The sequence below is a fragment of the Mariniflexile ostreae genome (assembly GCF_042427585.1).
Lineage (GTDB): Bacteria > Bacteroidota > Bacteroidia > Flavobacteriales > Flavobacteriaceae > Pseudalgibacter > Pseudalgibacter ostreae.
Genome location: NZ_JBHMFC010000002.1, coordinates 1 through 19,853, shown reverse-complemented (window position 1 = coordinate 19,853; position 19,853 = coordinate 1). Strand labels below are relative to the sequence as shown.

The window sequence follows — 19,853 nt, the reverse complement described above, 5'->3', positions numbered from 1 at the left end:
TAGATTTGACACAACCATTGCAAGTTGGTTGGGTTTCAACTATCTATCATTTATGGCAATATTCCTAAAGAAAATGAAAAGCAAAAAGTTTAAATGACCTCAATTTCTTTGAAAGAAAAACATGTAATAGATAAATGTTTTTTTAATGCTACTTTTGCTATTACCAATTATGATTGAAAAAATTTTAAATACCATAAATTCCCCAAAAGAACTCCGTCTTTTAAAACAAGAAGCCTTACCGCAACTTGCTAAAGAATTGCGAGCATTCATCATTAATATAGTAGCGACCAAAGAAGGGCATTTAGGTGCTAGCTTAGGCGTTGTAGAATTAACCATTGCCTTGCATTACGTGTTTAACACACCAAACGACTCAATCATTTGGGATGTGGGCCACCAAGCCTACGGCCATAAAATATTAACAGGCCGGAAAAACAATTTTCACACCAATAGACAACTGGGCGGTATTAGCGGTTTTCCAAAACGGGATGAAAGCATTTATGATGCTTTTGGTGTAGGGCATGCTTCTACATCTATTTCTGCTGCTTTAGGCATGGCCCTTGCATCCAAATTAAAAGGTGATACAGAAAAACAGCACGTTGCTATTATTGGCGATGCCAGTATTGCCGGAGGCATGGCTTTTGAAGGTTTGAATCATGCTGGTGTTACCGATGCCAATCTATTAGTCGTTTTAAATGACAATGCTATTGGTATCGACCCTAGCGTTGGGGCTTTAAAAATGTATTTAACCAACGTTAAGAAAGGAACACAGAAACGGAACAATATTATAAAAGCGCTCAATTTCGATTATTCTGGCCCCATTGACGGCCATGATATGGAAGGCCTTATTTCGGAATTAAAAAGACTAAAAAAAATAAAAGGGCCTAAGTTTTTACATATTATTACCACTAAAGGGAAAGGCTTAAAACAGGCAGAAGCCGATCAGGTAAAATACCATGCACCAGGTAAATTTGATTCCTTAACAGGAGACATTATCCCCAAAACAGCGTGTATGCTGCCAAAATATCAAGACGTGTTTGGCCATACCATTCTAGAACTTGCCAAAACCAATGCCCATATTGTGGGCATTACACCCGCCATGCCCACGGGAAGTTCTTTAAAATTTATGATGGATGCCATGCCAGACAGAGCTTTTGATGTGGGCATTGCCGAACAACATGCTGTAACCCTGGCTGCTGGTATGGCCACACAGGGATTAATCCCTTTTTGTAACATCTATTCTACGTTTTTACAGCGGGCTTACGACCAGATTATCCACGACGTAGCACTTCAAAACTTACCTGTTATTTTTTGCTTGGACCGTGCAGGATTGGTAGGGGAAGACGGCGCAACACATCATGGCGTTTTCGATCTGTCTTATTTAAGATGCATTCCCCACCTCATTATTTTTGCACCAAGAAATGAAATAGAGCTTCGGAACATCATGTACACCGCACAGCTCGGCTTAAACCAACCCATTGCCATTCGCTACCCTCGTGGACGTGGTGTGACGATAGATTGGAGGCAATCCTTTTCTAAAATAGAAATCGGCAAAGGCGTTACGCTTAAAAAAGGAAACACATTAGCGGTGTTGAGTATTGGAACTATGGCACAATATGTTTCAGAAGCGGTTCTAAATTTAAACGTATCGCATTACGATATGCGTTTTGTAAAGCCGCTAGATGAAACACTACTACACGATATATTTAAAACACACAAAACCATTATTACCGTTGAAGATAATAGTATCATTGGTGGTTTTGGAAGTGCTATCTTGGAGTTTGCAGCCAAACACAATTACAGAAACACCATTAAAACCTTAGGCATTCCCGATGTTTTTATTGAGCATGGCAGTGTTGATGAATTACAGAAGGATATTGGCTTGGATGTTGAGGGACTTGAGAAGTTTTTTGGGTTGTTTTTGTAGCAAAAAATATTTTTAATATTCTTTATCAACAAATACAATGAAACTTATCCCTTTATTGTTTATATGAGAAAATAGCTCAGACATGTTTTTACAATAAATTCTAGCTAAAAATTAGAAATCAAAAAAATGTCCGTAAATTTGTCCGTGCACTCAAAAATTCCCGTAAAAAGTTATGGCAACAATAAATTTTTATTTAGACAAACCTGACAAAAAAGGCTTTGCACCAATTCATTTGAGAATTAACTGCAACAGAAGCCAAATCAAGCTTTCAACAGGTCAAAAAATAGAGCCTAAATATTTCGACAGAAATAAACAAAGGGCAACTGGTCTTGATGTAGAATCACACGAAATTAATCATTATTTAGACTTTTTAAGAGAAAGAACCGACGAACTACTGCATCATTCAAACAAAAAAACATTTGTTCAAGATGAAATTAAAAGCATTTTAAATGAACATATCGAAAACTACAAAGAAAACAACAGTATAAATATTATAAAAGAGCAATTATCTCTTTATGGCAAACCCTTTACATTTGTCGACTTGTTTGCTGGAGCAGGAGGTTTTAGCGAAGGATTTCTACAAGCAGAATTTAATAATAAATTTTTTGATTTTGTCGTAGCAAATGATATAAATGAAAATTGCGAACTTACACACTTAGTTCGTTACAATCATCAACTCGGATTAGATGCAGCTTTTTTAAAACAAGATATAACTGAACCAGACTTTTTAGATAATTTACTAGAGAAAATTGATGGACGGAAAATTGATGTTGTTTGTGGAGGACCGCCTTGTCAAAGTTTTAGTCTTGCGGGAAAACGAAAAAAATTCGACAAAAAAGATGATTTATTCTCTCATTACCTTGAAGTAATAAAGGTTTTACAGCCCAAATATTTCGTAATGGAAAATGTTAAAGGCATTCTGACCAAAGAAGGTGGGAAAATCAAAGAATTAATTATCAAAGAAATCAACTCCATTGTTGACACTAAGGAAATCCCATTATTAAATTCATTTATTAAGAAAATACGAAAAGAATCAAATTCGTTCCTTTTTGATTGTATTTTAAAAAGAGTAGAACTTGAAATATTACTGGAAAAAAATAAAGAATCTGGAAGAGAAGATTTTATTAGGTTCGTAGAAAATGGATTCAAAAAATTAACACCAAAAATCGCAGATTATAAGACCAGTAAGACTGATGAAAACATTAATACTATTCGCCACGGCTTTAATCTTTTGGCACGCACAAAAGAATGGGACAAATTAAAACGTGATATTATTAGAGAAAAAGATTTTTGTAATATTGATAGTGATAATTTTACGGACACCTTTACAGATTTCCTAACAGAGATAGGTTCTGAAAATATTATATCAAAAATTGAGAATTCTTTTAAAGCTTTAAAAGTCCACGCTAACTATAAAAAAGATTGTGAAGACATTATTACTGCCTTAAATATTTATACAACATCATTTGATGAATCAATCGAGATATTAAAATCTCATTGCACCATATCACAAAAAAAAGAATTAGATGTTATTCTTAAAAACATTCGACTTTACAAAATAGAACAACCTTTTATTGCCAATGCATCAAATTATGGTGTACCTCAAAACAGAGAAAGAGTCCTTTTTATTGGTTGTAGAAAAGATCAAAAATATATTTCAGAAATTCCACCAACAGTTTCAGAAGAAGAAAAAGTTACTATTTTTGAAGCTTTGTACGATTTGGATTTTATTGGTAACAATCAAGAAGCCCATCGTTATGAACTGGTTGATATATCAAAGCAATATAACGGAACTGCAAAAAAAATGGCAAAACTTCTTAAAAAACGAAGTATTGACGGCAAGCTAAATTCAAAAAACGGGAAATCATTTGCCGAATGGTCTAAAAAAGGAAGATTAAGTGACCGTTTTAAAACACAAACTAAACCCTTTTATGTTAAAAGTACTGAAGGACTTAAAAACGGAGAAAAATATTTTGATGTACTTAATAATCATAAAACAAGTAATCAAAATGATATAGTAATTGAACGACTTAAAGTAATTCTCAAAAAAGGCAATTACAGACTGGCTCAACCAGAGCTCGAAAAACTAGGTCTTGCAACAAACAAGCGAAACTATAATGTTTTAAAGCCAGACCAACAAAGTTCTACAATAATGACTATCGCAGACGATTATATTCATTATAATTCACCACGATCTTTGACCGTTAGAGAAATGGCGCGTTTACAATCCTTTGATGACTCTTTCGTTTTTCAAGGTAAACGATCAACAGGTGGAAATAATAGAAAAACAGAAGTTCCTCAATACACTTTAGTGGGAAACGCCGTACCTCCTTTGTTAGCAAGAGCAGTAGCAAGTGAAATATTAAAGTATATAAAGTGAGAAAGCTAACCGAATTAGAAAAGAAAAACATTAAGCTATTAACGAAAAATCAAGTTTCAGTTACTTTAATCGAGCCAACCAAAACTGGATTGAAAAAATCCATTATGGATGCTACAGGTTCAGTGCGTAGTTTTTTGAAAGAGAAAAGCATCCACGATTATGATTTACAGAAACAAGGACCCAATTATAAAGTTCTAATTCCTGCGGTTATACATACAGGCTTTCAAACTATATCGTCCAAAGCATCTTTATATCGTCCATTAACTAAGAATGGTGATCCGAGAATTTGGTTTTATAGTTTAACAAAAATTGCTGACCCAAATGATATTATGGCAATAACATATTCTGATGACGCCTTTCATGTTTTCAACTTAACAAAATTAAATATTGAAGAATTGATTAACACTTCAATTCAGAACCCATTTCAAGATTTAATAAAAAAAATAAATACGACTGAAAATGAAGTAGCATATGAGCTTTTAGCAATGCTTAAAAAAATAGCAAGTGCTGGCCCTATTCGCTCAATGGTTGACGCTGACACTTCTGTTGGTCGAACACTTGAAACTGCGCTTGGCATAGAGATTAATTCATCTAAGAAACCTGATTACAAAGGAATTGAGATTAAGTCCTTCAGAAATAGTAGAACTAACAGAAAAAATCTATTTGCACAAGTCCCTAACTGGAAATTAAGCAAGCTTAAAAGTTCGGCAGAAATATTGGATACCTTTGGATATAAACGTGAAGAGGACTTCAGGTTATATTGTACCGTCTCGGCAATCACTAGAAATTCACAAGGACTAAACCTCAGAATTGATAATGATATTAAACAATTAATTGAAAACTCAGACAAACCAGAAGTTGGAGATTTTGTCATTTGGAATTTGGATAAGCTTCACAATCGATTAAAAGAAAAACACAAAGAAACATTTTGGGTTGAAGCAGAAAGCATAAGAATAAATAATTCCGAGCATTTCCAATATAAATTAGTGGAGCACACAAGAAAACCTATAACTTCTCAATTTGACTTACTAATTAATCAAGGAATTATTACACTCGATCATTTAATAAAACGAAACTCAAAAGGTAAGGTTGTCGAAAAAGGGCCGTTATTTAAAATTAAACCAAAGGGAATTGAGCTGTTGTTTCCCCCCAGCGAAAGCTATAGCTTAATATAGTAATCTTCTTTTAAAACGATTATTAATTACAGTTTCCTTGTTAAAAAACCTAAATTAAACACAAAACATAACAAACCAACGCGTTAGGGATTGAACGGCATGTTTGAGCTCGCCGACGCAGGAGGAAGCGAGTAGTGAAAGCCCGACCCCTTTTGGGTAACGCCCATAGTAGCACTTTAAAAATCGATCCCCTGTATTTTTCTATACTCCAATATCGCCTTGCTATCCGATAAAAGGGATACATGAAAACAAACACTTAATAGACGGTTATACAAGCTTGGATCATCTGTTTTGATGTTTTTTGGCAACGCTTTTAAGATAACCGTATCATAATTAGAAGCCGTATTATTAAAACAATTGTTTACGGCATTTGTATAGGTATTTAATAAGGTATTGATAACACCATAACCCGCAATTTCTTTGTCTATAACTTCTGTAGATTGATAGATATTCTGAACACTTATTTTAATTATGTCCTTTATTTGTGCGTCGTACTGGCTTTTATCCAACAAGCCGCAGTTAAAATCACCTTTTAAGATAGCATCTTCATGAGCCATGAAAATATCTACAGCTTCGTTGATCAGGTTCCCAATGGCTAGCGCCCGTAAATATCCTATACGATCTTCTTTTGTAGATAAGGCATAATAATTTTCTGGACGGATATTACTTCTAATAATTTTTGATAAATATTCGAGTGCAAATTCTTCTTGAATGAGTCCCAAATTGATACCGTCTTCAAAATCGATAATGGTGTAGCAAATATCATCGGCAGCCTCTACTAAAAAGGCTAGTGGATGTCTGGAAAAACTCAAATCCGTTTCACTTCTTTTTAGCAAGCCAAGAGCATGTGCAACATCTACAAAAGCGTCTTTATCCGATTGGAAAAAGCCGTATTTTTTATCGGCAATATGCTGCGATGGTTTTTTAGGTAGCGATTCTTTAGGGTATTTAGTAAAAGCACCTAAAGTGGCGTAACTTAAACGCAATCCGCCAAGGCGCCCTGCCCTATTCTCTGTTAATATCTTAAAGCCGTTGGCGTTACCTTCAAAATCGCAGAGATCTTGATATTCTTTTTCTGTAAGCTGGCCCTTAAAGTGTTTGCCGTTACCTGTTCTAAAAAACTCGCCAATAGCCTGTTCTCCAGAATGTCCAAAGGGCGGATTCCCAATATCGTGTGCCAAAGCGGCGGCGGCAACAATAGCGCCAAAATCATTAATTTGGTACCCGTGTTCTTCTTGTAAATGTGGATGTTTTTCCAGTAATTTTTGTCCCACACGCCTACCTAAAGAACGCCCCACGACACTTACTTCTAAACTATGCGTTAAGCGGGTGTGAACAAAATCGGTTTTAGATAAAGGAATGACCTGAGTTTTATCTTGAAGACTCCTAAATTCTGAAGAAAAAATAATACGATCATAATCTACTTCAAAACCCAATCGCGTCTCATCTTGTTCTTTTCTTAAGCGTTCTTTGGTATCTCCAAAACGTTTTAAAGATAATAATTGTTCCCAGTTCATAGTCTCTTTTTTGCGGCTACAAGATACTTATTTTTAGCGTGTTTTAATTTGAAATTTATTGATATTCGTTTACAAGTTAACACGGAGAGCAACTGCTGCCTCTAGCCTTCTCTTTTACAGACCGCTATCTGCATCTCGATTTTAAAGACGTACATATAATTTTTAAAAAGTGTACGGAACTACGTTAGTAGATTTTGTTTATTTTCTATTGTACCATGGTTTTAAACACGCTTGTTTTTCCCAGTATGTTAAGTACATGTTTATAAAAAAAGCCCACTAACAGAGTTTTGATAACACTAGGGTAACGTTTCATTTACTGTTGTTTAATCTATTGGTAACATCGACTTTACACAAGCTTACGTTCTTTGCACCTAGACATATAAAAGAAGAAATGAGAAAAATTAGTGTACTAATCGTACTATTAACAACTGCAGTTTTAACCGCCCAAAACACAGGCACAATAGCAGGAAAATTAATTGACATAGCGTATAACAACGAACCATTGGCATTCGCCAATGTATTGATTAAGGGCACAATAAAAGGTACAACCTCTAATATGGACGGGCGGTATGTTTTAGACAACCTAGAAGCTGGAGCGTACACCTTACAATTCAGTTTTATCGGGTACGAAAGCAAAGAAATAAAGGCCACGATTAAGGCGGGAGAAATAACAGAGATAAACGTACCGATGAATGCCAGTACTGCATCGTTAGACGAAATTGTAATTACCACTACTACCAATCGAGAAAGTGAAACGGCACTTTTATTGGAGCAGAAAAAGGCTGTTGGTTTTAAAGCATCCATTGGCGCCGACGAACTTTCTAGAAAAGGGGTTAGCGATGTTGCATCGGCCGTAACTAAAGTAAGCGGCATTTCTAAACAAGAAGGATCGGGTAATATTTTTGTAAGAGGTTTGGGAGACAGATACAACGTGACCACTTTAAACGGATTGCCTTTACCATCAAACAACCCGTCTAATAAGAATATTTCATTAGATATTTTTACAACAGACATTGTTGAAAACATTGGGATAAGCAAAACGTTTGAAGCACAAAACTACGCCGATTTTGGTGGTGCTAATATTGATATTAGTTCTAAAAGATTCTCAGGAGCTCCTTTTATAAGCTTCGGTGTTGGCATAGAAGCAAATGCAAATGTTTTAGATGTAGATCACTTTTATTTACAAGAAGGCCCTTCTTACTTAGGCTTTGATTCTGGACATGTACCGAACAATCCGCTACAACCGTATCATTATGCTACAAGTTGGGACAGAACAGAACGCAAAAACACCTTGAACAACACGTATGCATTAGCAGCTGGAAAACGATTCTCTTTGGGAGACGAAAGCAGTTTAAGTACTTTTATCACGGCTTCATTTGATACAGACCATGCGTTTATCGAAGGCGTAGACCGAGGCAGTATCACTGCGCAGGGCACTATTAATTCCGACTTTTACAAAAAATCATACAAACAGAATACCAATACAACAGTAATGGGTTCGGCAGATTATAAGATCAACTATAGAAACACTATTTTATTTACCTCTTTATTTTTAAACTCCAGCGCTCAAGATTACAGCGAATACGACGGAAGCAATCAAGACTTTGATGGCGGTGCACCGGGTTCGAATAATGTTACTGGTTTTATAAAGCGTGGTACTTTTGAAAGGACGCAATTATTTGTAAATCAATTATTAGGAAAACATAGTTTTAATGAGAAATTGGAGGCAAATTGGGCAATAGGATATAGCATCTTAAACAATGAGGTTCCAGACCGCATGCAAAACACCTTTGTACCAGCTCGCGATGGCTCATCAAATTATACGTTCTTCACAAATTCCAGCATCCACAACCATCGTTACTTTCAAACTTTAGATGAAAAAGAACTGTCCACAAACGTATCAGGGTCTTATCATTTCAATAAAAATGAAGAGAGTATGTATAAAGGAAAGTTAACGCTAGGATATTCAGGGAAATTAAAAAAGATTGATTTTGATTCTAATCAATATTCGTTTTTCCCTGTATCCAATAAAATCACGTTCCCAAAAGCAGGTATCCATAATGTAGATGCTTATTTAAACGCTTCTAATTTTAACACCGCCACCGGAGATAATTCTAGTGAAATCCCCCAATTATACACAGGCCATTTAGATGTGCATGCTGCCTATGGGACTTTACAATATAAATTCACCGAAAAATTTTCCGTTATTTTAGGAGCTAGGCTAGAAAAATTAGATCAACGTGTTTATTTTGTTACCTCATTAGAGCCAAGTGGAGCAGATTCGAATTTTTCTCCTGTTAACTTTTTACCTAGTTTATCCTCAAAATACATGTTGAACGATAAACAAAATTTAAAATTTGCCTTTAGCAAAACCTACACCCTTCCTCAGTTTAAAGAAAAAGTGAAATTGCTTTTTCAGGAAGTGACCCAAGATTACGAAGGAAACCCTACGCTATATGCATCAACCAATTATAATGTCGATTTAGGTTGGGAGTTTTTCCCAAATAATGGTGAATTAATTTCAGTAACGGCTTTTGGAAAATTAATTCAAAACCCCATTAATGAAATGTTCACCAATTCTTCGTCTGGAAATATCACCTATGCCAACACAGGAGAAAAAGCTGTAGTGGCTGGTGTTGAATTGGAATTAAGAAAAAATATTTTTGAATATGAAAATGCCAACAGCTTAAAAGATAAATTATCGTTTGGTATTAATGGGTCTTATATGTACCACAACCAAGATTTAAATAAAGATAAGGTTTTTGCTGAAAATGGATTTGGTGCTAATTTCACTTTTGATGAAACAAAACTAACAGGTGCCTCTGATTTTTTAGCAAATGCCGACATCTCTTTTATGAAACAATTTACAGAGAACAGCGCTATAACAGCAACTGTGTCTTACGCTTATTTTTCTGATAAACTAGGAGTTATAGGCACACAAAACAAGGGCAATATGATCGACAAATCTATTGACAGGTTAGATCTTATTGTTAAAACCAGCTTAACTAAGAACTTAAAATTAGGACTCTCTTATAAAAACATTTTGGACCCAACATTTGAAAGAATACTAGAGCAAAGTAAAGTACCAGGAAGTACTACGCAAGATGTTTTGGTAAGCTCATACAAATTAGGCTCCAACTTTAGTCTTTCCTTAAATTATACATTCTAAACGATTTGCTTTATAGGATAAAAAAAGGCCGTGAGTTTCCATGGTTACGGGGGATGTTCTAAATACTTGGTATGTAAATTTTATGTTACCATATACACCGAATTTAGAAATATAATTAACACCAATGTAATATGCTCTTAACGCCTTAAAAACATGTTCTATCTTTCTTTGTATCATAAATTAAATAAATAAAAATCAACAAAACAAAATGAAAAAATCAATTTTAGCAATAGCAACCTTAGTAAGTCTTGCGTTAACAGGCTGTAGTAGTAATGACGACTCCCCAACTCCTCCAAAAAGCACTTTTGAGCTAAAAGTAGATGACCTAAAGGGAAACATAACAGATGGCATTGTAACATTAGACCCCTCAAAAACCTACAATTTAACAGGCGGTTTAATTGTAAAAAGTGGTGCTACACTGGTTATTCCTGCCGGCACAACGATTAAAACAGACCCAAATGTTGATGCAAACTCATTATTTGTTGCTGTAGAAAGAGACGCCACTATCCATATTGATGGTGTTGCGGGCAATCCTGTGGTTATGACCTCTGGTAAGCCTTCGCCAAAAGAAAGCGATTGGGGTGGTTTAATAATCTGTGGTAACGGCAAGGTAAACACAGGAGATAACGGCACATCGGAAGTTGGTGGCTTAAGCTATGGAGGCAATGATAACGATGATTCTTCAGGTAGAATCAATTTCTTAAGAATTGAGTATACTGGATCCAAATTTACGGATAAAAAAGAATACAATGGCGTTTCTTTCTTTGGGGTAGGTAGAGGTACTGAAGTATCCAATATATATGCTTTTGAGAGTGGCGATGATGGTATCGAATTTTTTGGGGGTGCGGTTAATGCATCAAATTTAGCTATCATAAATGCTTATGACGACTCATTAGACTTTGCTGATGGTTATGTTGGAACAATAACCAACATATATATTTCTGGAGTAACCAAAGCTGGAATAGAAGGATCAAACAACGGAGACAATGATATTGCAGAACCTTTTACAAATGCAAAACTAATCAACGTTTCAATCGTTAAAGGTTCCGATGCTAAGTTTACAGCTTCAGAACAAGCCATTAACTTTAAAGATGGCGGAGGAAAACAAGCTTATACCAACTTATTTGTAAGCGGAATTGAAACGTTTGCTAAACTAGACTCAGGTTCTGGTGCTACAGCAAGAATTGACGCTGGTGACTTTATAGTTAATGGTATAAACTTTACCACATTAGACAACCTTACTGCTTCTTACGTTTCTAATCAAACAGGTGCTGGAGCAGGTGCTAGCTTACCTAGCTGGGCCTTAGACATTCAGTAATCTATAATAAGTATATAAAATAAAAAAAGCATCCCAATGGGATGCTTTTTTTTTAGTAATAGTTAGTTTGGTTTAGTTTAATTTAGTTTAAATATGCGATATTTTTAAACCAGCAATAACATTTGCATTATAATCCACTTCTTTTAAAGTTTTATTTTCCCAATAAAACCATTTGCCGACTTTTTTTCCATTATCATAATTTGCAGAAACATTTTTTTTGCCTTCTGTGTTAAAACTTAACCACTTGCCCTGCAGTTTACCATCTAAAGTATAAGACCCTGTTTGGCTTACAACTCCATTGTCGTGATAATAAACAACATCCAATAAATTGGTGTTTTTATTAAGTTTTAAATCTCTCTTTTGCTGTTGTCCAAAAGATACCACAGTAATTAAAAAGGCAAAAATCAATAAAACTGATTTCTTCATAATTATGAGGTTTAACATTATATATCAAATTTAAACAATACATAACATTAAAACAACTATTACATAACATTAATTTAACATTGCAAATATAACACCCTGAACAAAAGCTTATTAAATACACAAATTTAACATTACAGAGTTAATAATTACTTAATATTGGCTTTACCTAAGCCTTAAATTAAAATATCATATTTGTAATGTCTTGAGACAAAACAATTAGTATGTCATATAATCTATTAGTTTTTGTCGACTACATTATCATGATTTCTAAGTAAGGCTGCCTTGGCCAAGGCAGCCTTTTTTTGTTATAAAATTAATCATTTAGAAACATTAGCTTAACATTGGTTTTGGTTCTTTGCAATGACAAAAGCTAATACTTTATAATGAAATTTAAAATTACGCTTATAGCCGTAAGCTTAGTTGCGCTATATACACTTCAGGCACAAGAGGTTAAATCCCCTGAGTTAGGAAAAGGACTTTTTAATCTTGTTGGACAAGATAGTTCCTGGACCATGAAAGTGGGGCTACGAATGCAACTTTTAGGAGCCTCCACATGGGAAGACGGGGCTGGTAACGAAACTAGTTTTCTGGTAAGGCGTGCGCGTTTAAAATTTGATGGCTATGCGTTAAGTCCGAAATTAGAATATAAAATAGAACTCGGTTTGTCCAACAGGGACCTTTCTGGAGCTTCAGAATTTACTAGCGATGCTCCACGATATATTTTGGATGCACAATTAAAGTGGAATTTCTATAAAAATTTTGAAGTTTGGTTCGGGCAGGGAAAGCTTCCCGGAAACAGAGAACGTATCATTTCTTCAGCAAACCTACAACAAGTTGATCGTTCTTTATTGAATAGCCGCTTCACCCTAGACCGTGATTTTGGTTTTCAACTAAGACATCATTTCAATCTCGGCAATGCATTTATAGTAAAAGAAATCTTCTCTTTGGCGCAAGGCGAAGGCAGAAATGTAACCACTGGCAATTTGGGAGGGCACCAATACACAGGCCGTATAGAACTACTTCCTTTTGGCGACTTTTCCAATGATGGAGATTATGTTGGATCCGACTTAAAGAGAGAACTCACACCTAAGTTAGCTTTTGCAATAAGCTACGATCATAACAGCAATGCCGTTAAAACGAGGAGCAATCAAGGAGATTATATGAGTATTGATAGTGGCAATGGTTTTTTTAAAACCAATATCAACACCCTTTTTCTTGACGCTATGTTTAAGTACAATGGCTTTTCACTTATGGCTGAATACGCCGATAGAGAGGCCAAAGATCCTTTTGCCAAAAATTCTGACGGCACATTTCTTTTAGATGACCATGGCAAGAACGTGACCGTTCAAGTAGGAAAAGCTTTGAATATACAAAGCGGTTACTTATTTAAAAACAACATAGAAGTGTCTGGTCGCTATACCCACATTGCTTTAAACAAACACATTACTGGAAAAAACCCAGAAAACCAATATACTTTAGGGGTTTCTAAATATATTGTGGGTCATAAATTAAAAGTACAAACAGACCTTAGCCATCTGGAAGTCTCCAATGGTAACAATCAAATCATGTACAGATTACAATTTGAATTGCATTTCTAATAAAACATAACATTTACTTAACTTAGTAATCAAAATTACAAAAGATATTTGCAAACTTATTTTAGTTAAACTATGGATAATATATACTTATACATGATTATCGCTCTAGCCATTTTAGCAATTGCTGATTTGGTTGTAGGGGTTAGTAATGATGCTGTAAACTTTTTAAACTCTGCCCTTGGTTCTAAAGCGGCCTCTTTTAAAACCATTATGATAGTAGCCAGTCTAGGGGTTGGAATAGGTGCTATGTTTTCGAGTGGCATGATGGAAGTCGCTAGAAAAGGTATCTTTAACCCTGGGGAGTTTATGTTTGGAGAAGTTATGATCATTTTCATGGCGGTCATGATTACAGACATTCTATTATTAGACTTTTTTAATTCCATAGGAATGCCCACCTCCACTACTGTGTCTATTGTTTTTGAATTATTAGGAGCCTCTGTTGCAATGGCCCTTATCAAAATTTGGGCAGATGGTGGTAATTTAAACGATGCACTACATTACATTAACACATCGAAAGCAACAGAGATTATATTTGGAATTCTACTCTCCGTTGTGGTGGCATTTACTATTGGTGCTATTGTCCAATGGTTTGCCAGGCTTTTATTATCTTATAATTTTGAAAAAAAAGAAAAATGGGTTGGAGCTTTATTTGGAGGCTTAGCCATAACATCTATTACCTATTTTATTTTTATAAAAGGTATTGGTGGAACAGACTTTGCTAAAAAAAGTTATGCGATTACAGGTGGTGAAACGATTCAAAACTTTTTAGAGCATCAAATTTTAATCATTATTGCCGTTAGCTTAATATTCTGGTCCTTATTATCCTATGTTCTTACAGTATATTTCAAAACAAACATATATAAGTTAGTTATTATCGTTGGAACCTTTGCGTTGGCATTGGCATTTGCTGGTAACGATTTGGTAAACTTCATAGGCCCTACTACAGCAGCTTATCAAGCCTATCTAGATTTTACAAATCCTGCCATAAACACCTTGGGCCTATCTGCTTTAGAATTTCCAATGGGCAGTTTAAGCCAAAAAGTATCCACACCAACCTTTATTCTGGTATTTGCAGGATTAATAATGATTATCACGCTATGGTTTTCAAGCAAAGCCAAAACTGTTGTTAAAACATCTATCGATTTAGCCAGTCAAGGTGAAACCAAAGAGCGTTTTCAACCTAATTCATTATCTCGTGGTTTTGTAAGAACGGCCATGTTAATGTCTCAAGCATCAGCATATATCCTGCCTAAATCTTGGCAACAAAAAATTGATAAACAATTTGAAGCGCCCGTAATAACGCTACCAAATAATAAAAAACATGATTTACCAGCTTTCGACTTAGTACGAGCTGCCGTTAACTTAATGGTTGCTGCTGTTTTAATCTCAATAGCAACGTCTTACAAACTCCCCTTATCCACCACTTATGTAACTTTTATGGTAGCTATGGGTTCATCACTTGCCGATAGGGCTTGGGGAGCAGAAAGTGCTGTGTATAGAGTGGCTGGTGTAATAAATGTTATTGGCGGCTGGTTCTTTACGGCCTTCAGTGCTTTTCTCGCCGCTGCTTTAGTGGTTTATCTTTTAAATCTGAATGTAGACGTCATGTTTCCTATCTTATTGGTAGTCGCCTTTGCCCTACTCATTAGAAGCTCTATGGTACATAATAAAAAATCCAAAGAGGAAAATGCCGAAGACAGTCTAATAAAAGCCGAAAGCAGCTCCGTACAAGGTGTTATACATGAAAGTGCAGGCAATATTGCCAATGTGGTAAAAAGAGGCAACAAAATTTACACCAATGCTATAAACGGTCTAGCTAAGCAAGACTTATCATTGCTAAAAAAGAACAAAAAGCAGATTCTAAAACTCTCTTTAGAGGTAGATGAGCTACGTGACAACATTTTCTACTTCATTAAAAACCTAGACGAATCCAGCCTAGGGGCTAGTAATTTTTACATTAATATTTTAGGTTATTTGCAAGATATGACCCAATCTTTAGAATACATATCTAAAGTGAGCCATAAGCACGTTCACAACAACCACAAGAAGCTGAAATTTAGCCAAATAAAAGAACTTAAAGAAGTTGATAGCCGATTTGAAACCCTATTTAACAATACCAGGAACGCTTTCGAATCTAGGTCTTTTGAGGAGATTGGTGCTATTTTAACCAGAAAGAAAGAAATCATATCTCTGGTTAGCAATAAAATTCAAAAGCAAGTAGAGCGTACACGTACTGAAGAGTCAAGTCCTAAAAACACGACCCTTTACTTTGGTGTTCTTTTAGAAACCAAAGACTTATTGGTAGCCACCATGAACCTATTAGAAGAGTATCATAACGCACACGACAGCTCTGTGGAACCAGCAACTATATCACCTCCCCCTACTGAGGAATAGTCTAGAACCCTATGGCACTTGCGTTCGCATGCTTTCCTAAAGCTTATATTTAGTATCTTATAATCATCAAAAACAAAGCCACCGTAAAAACGGTGGCTTTGTTTTTTTATAGACCTTAAAAAATAACACCCATTTAAATGATGATACTATAAGCCCCTTTTTCTATTATACTTATTTCGAAAGGCACAAAGCCTAAATCAACTCCAGTCTATTGCTAGTTTAGAATGCTCGAAACTAATTGTAACTACATAAAAAATGCACTCTAAAAAAGTGCATTTCTATATATAACGAAACATTTTATAAATTATGCCTAAAACTCTTTTTTACCAAATTCACTCTCAATAAATTTCGATTTATTTTTAACCTTATTAAAGGTATAAGATACGTTTAAAGTAATCATATCTACCTCATATACATAATTAGTATAGGTGTAAAATTCGTCTGGCCGGGATGTAGCAATACTTTGCTCGTTGGAGTTTAATAACCCCATGTCAATATTTTGCCATTGCAACGTGGCCACCAAGCGGTTATCTAAAAACGCTTTCTTAAAAGTTAAGTTTGGAGAATAAAATGGAGAGTCTTGACCTTGTGCCGTATTGGTTTCAAACAAATAATTAAACGTAAATTGTAAGCTCGCATTTTCCCAAAAGGAATAGGTAGAATTCACATTAAACGAATAAATCGTATTACTACTATTTACATTATAGTTTCTGGTGATATCATCGCGATGTCTAAACTCAAAATCTCCCTTTATTGTGTGGTTATATACATTTGCACCTATAAAATTACTCCAATTTTGGGTCATCTTAAATTGCGTGCCAAGTTCTAAACCTATGGCTTTACTTTTTCCAACATTAGAATAGACTCGGTTTATAATACTGTCCATTATCGCACCGTTACTCTCATATGCCAAAGTGTTTACACGGTTTATCGCATTGTCAACATGCCTATAATAGGCTGTGGCATAACCTGAAGTATTGTTGTTGAATTTTTTATCAATACCAAGCTCTACCAAATCTATAAATTCTGGCAATAATCGGTTGTCTCCTTGTTCGAATACCTCAGAATGTTCCCGTTCTGCAAAACTATTCATTTTCAAAGTGGTTGTACGCTCTACTCTTTTACTATATGCCGCTTTAATTTTAGTGTCTTCATTAACCGAATATTGCAATGATGCAGAAGGAAACAATTTTACAAAATCATAATTATATTTATTAGGAACAACTTCACTCACCAAAGCTTCTGTATAACTTCTTTCCATGGACTCTAAGCGAAGCCCTGCGGCATAACCCCAGTTTCCCTGATTACCGGTTAATTGTCCGTATCCAGAATGAAGTGTTCTATTCAATTCAATTTTACTTGAAAATTCAGGTACAACAATCCCGTCACGCTCATAAACAAATTCACCATCGTGATTTAAGTCCCTAAATTGATAGCCGGTTTCCAGAGTTCCAAATGAAAAGGGCTTCCATTTATAATCTAAATTAAAGCGCAGTCCATGTAAAGGATTGTCGTTAGTATTATATTCTTCTTGATAAATTACGTTATAAGCAGGAGTATCGACATTGTCGTTATAAGTTGGCCCACCTAAAAAGGTGTATTCATACAAAAAAGATGTCGACAGTTTAGCTTCATTATCAAACGTATGGCCATAATCAAAACTTCCCAAAACGAAATCTCCTTTTCGGGTTCTTAAATTATGATTGTAATAAGAAAACGTATAATCTCTATTGTTACTTCCAATGGGCGATATAGAGTGATTATCATAATACGTGATATCTGCTAATCTATCTTTAGTATGTTTCCCGGCAAAAAACCCTAATGAAAACTCATCTTTTTTATTAGGCGTAAAGTCTACTGTAAAACGGCCGTTATAACTAATATCATCAAAACTACGTTCACCGTCGGATGGCAAAAAGGTTTGCTTATCTTCAACTTTATCTATAATATATAATTTACCTTCTCTTCTACCTGTTTTATCATTACGCTGATAGCTAGTGCCGAATGACAAATTCCACTTATCGGTTTTTGAATTGATAGTAGCATCTACTCCGTAACGTTGTGCCGGCTCTTGAGTATCGTAAGGTTCTATAGAAGGGAAGCCTCCTCGCAAATTTACCTGAGCATAGGTTCCATTAGTGGCTCCTTCTTTAGTAATGATATTTAAAATACCACCTTTACCTTCGGAATCATATTTTGCAGAAGGGGCCGTAATAATTTCTATTCTTTCCAAAGCATTGGCGGGAAGCTGTGCTAAAATAGCACTGGCATCGCCTTGGGTAGGTTTTCCATTGATCAAAACAGCAAACCCCTTACTACCTCTCACGCGAATATCACCTAAGCCATCTACCGACACTGAAGGCAAGTTTTTGATAACATCTGTAGCACTCCCTCCTTGACTATTTTGAAAACTCCTAGAATCAAAGACCTGACGGTCTATTTTGTTAATTTGTGTAGCGCGTTCTGCCCTAATTTCAATTTCATTAAGTTGATTACCTAAAACTAATTTGATAACACCTAAATCCTTCTTTTTATGTCCTCTAGATATTTCTATATCTCGGATCGTTTTGGTGGTATACCCCACAAAAGAAGCTTCCAAATAGTAATGTCCATTTTTAATGTTTTCAATAGTAAAAGCACCATTAATATCGGTGATAACTCCTGTTACAAGCGATTGGTCTTTTTGATTATAAAGCGCTGCCGTAGCATATTCCAAAGGGTAACTATCACTGGTATCTTCTATTTTACCCGTAATCTGTGCTATGGTTAAATTGGATACCATCAGAAAAACAAAGGCTACTACTTTTGTGAACGTCATATTTTTATTTATTTATAATTTATGGTCGCAAATATAAATTTAAAAGCAGCGGGTTTATGGTCTTTTTGAAAAGTTTACGGTATATTTTAAGATTCTTTTTTAAACTGAAGCGGTGTACTACCAGTATGCCGTTTAAAATATTTCACAAAGTGGGAAACGTCCTTAAATTCCAGTTGAAAAGCAATGTCACTTATCGTTCGGTTGGTATAAAGGAGCAACCTTTTCACCTCTTTAATAATTTCAATAGCTATAATTTCGGAAGCTGTTTTATCATATTGCTTTTTACACAACTGATTTAAGTTTTGAGACGTTAAATTTAGGCAATTAGCATAGTATGCTACATTATTCTTAGGCTTTTCAATTAAGAGCTCCATAAACATAGCCATTTTACCCAAAGGATCGGCAGAATTTTTATTATGTGAATAGTTAATTATTTTTCCTAATAATGCCTTTAAAACACCTTCTACAAAGGCTCTTTGTGGGTGTGATTGTTTCATTTCTTCACACAACACTTTAAATAATGATTTTAAGATTGAGGCATCTTTTTTTTGTAATTGAATTTTTTGTTTTTTCTGTAATTTTATTAATTGAAGGTTAATATATTTATCTAACGTATTATCTAAAAATGTTTCTTTAATGATAATAACATAGCCTTTGGGAATGATATTGATTTCCCAATTATGTACTTCTTCTTTTTTTACAACAAAAACTACGGGAGGATCAATACCGTAACTTTTAGAATCTAAATGATGAAACCCCTCTCCTTTACAGAAAAAAATAATTTCTAAATATTTATTATGTCTGTGAGGTTTGGTATAACGCTTATTAACATCAAAAGGAGCTATTTTAATATCATCAATTGCAGATATCTTATTATAAGTTTCAATAAAATCTTTCATATTATAATTTTTCTCAAATTAACACCAAATATTCAAAAAGCATATTGAATATAGTCAAGTTTCAAAATTTCTGCACTTTGAATAAAAGTTGTCGCTGCAAAGAAGCAACAAATGATAATCGTAAAAAACCAACTGTTTTGACCCCTATAAAACAAGAGTAATCTTTTAAATTTCGATTATTAATTATGCGTTTAATTTTCTCATTATTATTAGCTGTTTATCAGCGTTCCATTTT

The 19,853-nt window shown here is 34.8% G+C and carries 11 protein-coding genes; 7 read left to right on the top strand and 4 right to left on the bottom strand.

The genetic code is table 11. The features are described 5' to 3' along the window. Nucleotides 1-169: 169 nt before the first annotated feature. From dxs to ACFFU9_RS00825, 3 genes are all read left to right on the top strand, one after another. Entirely contained in the window at nt 170-1,924 is a 1,755-nt protein-coding gene (gene dxs, locus ACFFU9_RS00835) for a 1-deoxy-D-xylulose-5-phosphate synthase (RefSeq protein ID WP_379859464.1), read from the top strand. Nucleotides 1,925-2,096: 172 nt separating this feature from the next. Continuing rightward, complete coding sequence (locus ACFFU9_RS00830; protein WP_379859463.1) at nt 2,097-4,304, top strand: DNA cytosine methyltransferase; 2,208 nt, start codon at nt 2,097-2,099, stop codon at nt 4,302-4,304. After that, the gene (locus ACFFU9_RS00825) at nt 4,301-5,479 is read left to right on the top strand and encodes an MvaI/BcnI restriction endonuclease family protein (RefSeq protein ID WP_379859462.1); all 1,179 of its coding nucleotides are present in this window, start codon (nt 4,301-4,303) and stop codon (nt 5,477-5,479) included. Before ACFFU9_RS00830 ends, ACFFU9_RS00825 begins: the two co-directional genes overlap by 4 nt. A gap of 176 nt (nt 5,480-5,655) precedes the next feature. Here ACFFU9_RS00825 and dgt read toward each other — a convergent pair whose 3' ends face one another. Then, a complete protein-coding gene (gene dgt / locus ACFFU9_RS00820) occupies nt 5,656-6,996 on the bottom strand; it encodes a dGTP triphosphohydrolase (protein ID WP_379859461.1) in 1,341 nt (446 codons plus the stop codon). A 391-nt stretch (nt 6,997-7,387) separates the two neighbouring features. On the opposite strand from dgt, the gene ACFFU9_RS00815 reads away from it, so the two are divergent. Both ACFFU9_RS00815 and ACFFU9_RS00810 read left to right on the top strand, forming a co-directional pair. Then, a complete protein-coding gene (locus tag ACFFU9_RS00815) occupies nt 7,388-10,165 on the top strand; it encodes a TonB-dependent receptor (protein ID WP_379859460.1) in 2,778 nt (925 codons plus the stop codon). A gap of 208 nt (nt 10,166-10,373) precedes the next feature. After that, the gene (locus ACFFU9_RS00810) at nt 10,374-11,483 is read left to right on the top strand and encodes a beta-helix domain-containing protein (RefSeq protein WP_379859459.1); all 1,110 of its coding nucleotides are present in this window, start codon (nt 10,374-10,376) and stop codon (nt 11,481-11,483) included. Nucleotides 11,484-11,570: 87 nt separating this feature from the next. Here the strand turns inward: ACFFU9_RS00810 and ACFFU9_RS00805 are convergent, their stop codons facing one another. Further along, nucleotides 11,571-11,909 (bottom strand): toxin-antitoxin system YwqK family antitoxin, encoded by a 339-nt coding sequence (locus tag ACFFU9_RS00805; RefSeq protein WP_379859458.1) that lies wholly within the window; start codon nt 11,907-11,909, stop codon nt 11,571-11,573. 383 nt (nt 11,910-12,292) lie between these two features. Between ACFFU9_RS00805 and ACFFU9_RS00800 the strand changes: the two genes are divergently transcribed. After that, on the top strand, nt 12,293-13,507 hold the full coding sequence (locus tag ACFFU9_RS00800; RefSeq protein WP_379859457.1) for a porin: 1,215 nt from the start codon (nt 12,293-12,295) through the stop codon (nt 13,505-13,507). Nucleotides 13,508-13,579: 72 nt separating this feature from the next. Next, on the top strand, nt 13,580-15,901 hold the full coding sequence (locus tag ACFFU9_RS00795; protein WP_379859456.1) for an inorganic phosphate transporter: 2,322 nt from the start codon (nt 13,580-13,582) through the stop codon (nt 15,899-15,901). 310 nt (nt 15,902-16,211) lie between these two features. Here the strand turns inward: ACFFU9_RS00795 and ACFFU9_RS00790 are convergent, their stop codons facing one another. Beyond that, nucleotides 16,212-18,719, bottom strand: coding sequence for an outer membrane beta-barrel protein (locus tag ACFFU9_RS00790; protein WP_379859455.1), 2,508 nt, complete (start codon nt 18,717-18,719; stop codon nt 16,212-16,214). A gap of 86 nt (nt 18,720-18,805) precedes the next feature. Continuing rightward, entirely contained in the window at nt 18,806-19,618 is an 813-nt protein-coding gene (locus ACFFU9_RS00785) for a helix-turn-helix domain-containing protein (protein ID WP_379859454.1), read from the bottom strand. Between the last annotated feature and the right edge of the window lie 235 nt (nt 19,619-19,853).

Bases quoted from the DNA above. Each gene is read 5' to 3' on its own strand.
- ACFFU9_RS00795 (WP_379859456.1), top strand. From the start codon at position 13,580: ATGGATAATATATACTTATACATGATTATCGCTCTAGCCATTTTAGCA.
- ACFFU9_RS00790 (WP_379859455.1), bottom strand. From the start codon at position 18,719: ATGACGTTCACAAAAGTAGTAGCCTTTGTTTTTCTGATGGTATCCAAT.
- dgt (WP_379859461.1), bottom strand. From the start codon at position 6,996: ATGAACTGGGAACAATTATTATCTTTAAAACGTTTTGGAGATACCAAA.
- ACFFU9_RS00810 (WP_379859459.1), top strand. From the start codon at position 10,374: ATGAAAAAATCAATTTTAGCAATAGCAACCTTAGTAAGTCTTGCGTTA.
- ACFFU9_RS00830 (WP_379859463.1), top strand. From the start codon at position 2,097: ATGGCAACAATAAATTTTTATTTAGACAAACCTGACAAAAAAGGCTTT.
- dxs (WP_379859464.1), top strand. From the start codon at position 170: ATGATTGAAAAAATTTTAAATACCATAAATTCCCCAAAAGAACTCCGT.
- ACFFU9_RS00805 (WP_379859458.1), bottom strand. From the start codon at position 11,909: ATGAAGAAATCAGTTTTATTGATTTTTGCCTTTTTAATTACTGTGGTA.
- ACFFU9_RS00785 (WP_379859454.1), bottom strand. From the start codon at position 19,618: ATGAAAGATTTTATTGAAACTTATAATAAGATATCTGCAATTGATGAT.
- ACFFU9_RS00815 (WP_379859460.1), top strand. From the start codon at position 7,388: ATGAGAAAAATTAGTGTACTAATCGTACTATTAACAACTGCAGTTTTA.
- ACFFU9_RS00800 (WP_379859457.1), top strand. From the start codon at position 12,293: ATGAAATTTAAAATTACGCTTATAGCCGTAAGCTTAGTTGCGCTATAT.